The following is a 2408-nucleotide window of genomic DNA, read 5'->3' as shown; positions in this document are numbered from 1 at the left end:
AAATCGCAATCCATTAATATCTTGCTCGGCTCGGCACTCGGCGGAAACAAGGCGTCTTCAGGTTCCGATTTCCTCACCCGCTTGTCTGGCGCTCAGTCGGGATCACAACTCGGGGCGACCGACCCGCTTTCACTGCTTGGGCTATCGTCGACAACACAGGGGCTTTCACCTTCCGGCCGCAATCTATCGCTTTTCGACCCGGAATCCGCCTATCGGATGATGAGCGTGATCAACACCAAGGATGTCACCTACAAAGCCCAGTTTTCAGAACTGAGCGAAATGGGAACCCTGGTATCCGGCATGCAACAGGCTGGCCAGGCACTTGGCGGTGTCAGCGCATTGATGGACAACGAAGCCATCGAGTCACAGCTTCAGGCGTTCGCCGCAAAATACAACGACTGGGTTACGCGTTTTGACGGCACGGTGAAGAACAACGGCCTTCTGGCCGGAACGCAGGCTGCCGAGATCTCGCTCTACGAACTCGAACAGAGCGTCAAGAACATTTTCAATGGTGCGAAGGACGGCTTTCATGGCATGCGCGACTTGGGCCTGAACATCGACCCGAACACGAAACTAGCCACACTTGACACGAGCCAACTGTTCGCGGCGCTGGGGACGAACAAGACGGGAGCGATCAACGCCCTTCACGAGTTCGGCGCAAACTTCGCCAAATCGGCCGAGTTGCTCAACTCCGCCAATAATTTCATTCCCAACCGACTGGGCAATCTGGACCGGGTCATCGACTACATTACAGATCACAGATCCTCGCTCCAGGCCGAGTTCGGGCTGGGCGACCCGGCCAAGCCTTCAGCCCAGGTTGCCAAAGCACTTGCCGCCTACAATCAAATCCTGAGAACCTGAAATCGCGGCGTCAGCCGGAGGCCTGCCAATAAAGTGGCAGCACGTCCCACGGACTGACAGGTTTGAATCATATGCGTTATGATGTTGGCTTCAGCGGCCGCATCATGGGGGAGTCCAGCCACCTGCACATCGCCACTCCCCGCCGCCCACTCATTTACTGTTCGGGCTGAATCATGCGCATAGAAACCCAACAAAACTTTCTTGAAAGCCGGACCTTCGACGAAATAAACGTCGGCGACTGTTCCGTTCTGGTTCGTTCGCTGCGCGCCGAAGACATCAAGCTGTTCGCCATCATGTCGGGCGACATGAATCCGGCGATCGGCGACAAGGAGTTTTCCAACAGCGGCATGTTCAGGGAAGTCATCGCTCACGGCATGTGGAGCGCATCGCTGATCTCCACCGTGCTGGGAACGCAATTCCCCGGACCGGGAACCATCCTGGTCGATCAGGCGCTGCATTTTGCGCGACCGGTCAGCCTGGGCGACACGATCACCGTCACCATGACGGTCAAGAAGATGTTCACCCACAACCGGCATATTCTCTTTGACTGCTGTTGCGTCAATCAGGACAACCTGGAGGTGGTGCGCGGCACGGCCGAGGTTCTGGCGCCCGCGGAAAAGGTGAAAACCAAACGCGTCGACCTGCCGCATATCACAATCTCGGACAAATACGCACGGTTGCAGCACCTGGTCGCTCGGGCCAACGGACTGGCACCCATCGACATGGCCGTGGTTCACCCCTGCGATCTGGAATCGCTCAAAGGTGCACTGATGGCAGCGGAGGCCGAACTGATCGATCCGATCCTGATCGGCCCCGAAGCCAAGATTCGCGGCATCGCCAGCGAACACGGGCTGGATCTCAAGCAACACCGCATCGTCAACGTCAAGCATAGCCACGATGCCGCGGCAATGGCCGTTTCGCTGATCCACAACGGTGATGCCGAGGCGCTGATGAAGGGCAGCCTGCACACCGATGAATTGATGGCCGAGGTGGTATCGCACGCTTCCGGTCTGCGTACCGAACGACGCATCAGTCACGTCTTTCTGATGGATGTACCGACCTATCCGCGCCCGATCCTGATCACCGACGCGGCGATCAACATCTCACCGACCCTCGACGACAAGGTCGACATCATCCAGAACGCCATCGACCTCGCGCACATCATCGGCATTCCCGAACCGAAGGTCGCCATTCTCTCTGCGGTCGAAACCGTCAGCGCAAAGATTCAATCGACACTCGACGCCGCTGCGCTGTGCAAGATGGCCGACCGTGGTCAGATCAGGGGCGGGCTGCTCGACGGCCCGCTCGCTTTCGACAACGCCGTCTCGATTGAAGCCGCAAAGACCAAAGGCATAGTTTCCGCGGTTGCCGGACGCGCCGAGATTCTTGTCGTTCCCGACCTTGAGTCCGGCAACATGGTGGCCAAGCAACTGGAATATCTGGCCAATGCCCTGACTTCCGGCATCGTCCTCGGCGCCAGGGTGCCCATCGTGCTGACCAGCCGCGCCGACACGGCCGAAACGCGAATCGCCTCCTGCGTAATTGCC

General features: G+C 58.4%; 2 protein-coding genes. Both read left to right on the top strand.

Annotated features, from left to right (window positions below; genetic code table 11):
• A partial coding sequence (fliD, locus tag PROAA_RS10175) for a flagellar filament capping protein FliD (protein ID WP_186411233.1) occupies positions 1–861 on the top strand: 861 nt, incomplete at its 5' end.
• 173 nt (positions 862–1034) lie between these two features.
• The coding region (locus PROAA_RS10170) for a bifunctional enoyl-CoA hydratase/phosphate acetyltransferase (protein ID WP_186411232.1) at positions 1035–2408 on the top strand (1374 nt) is incomplete at its 3' end.

This window comes from Candidatus Propionivibrio aalborgensis, from assembly GCF_900089945.1.
Taxonomy (GTDB): domain Bacteria; phylum Pseudomonadota; class Gammaproteobacteria; order Burkholderiales; family Rhodocyclaceae; genus Propionivibrio; species Propionivibrio aalborgensis.
The sequence above is the reverse complement of the archived record's forward strand: the minus strand, read 5'-3'. Positions and strand labels throughout refer to the sequence as shown.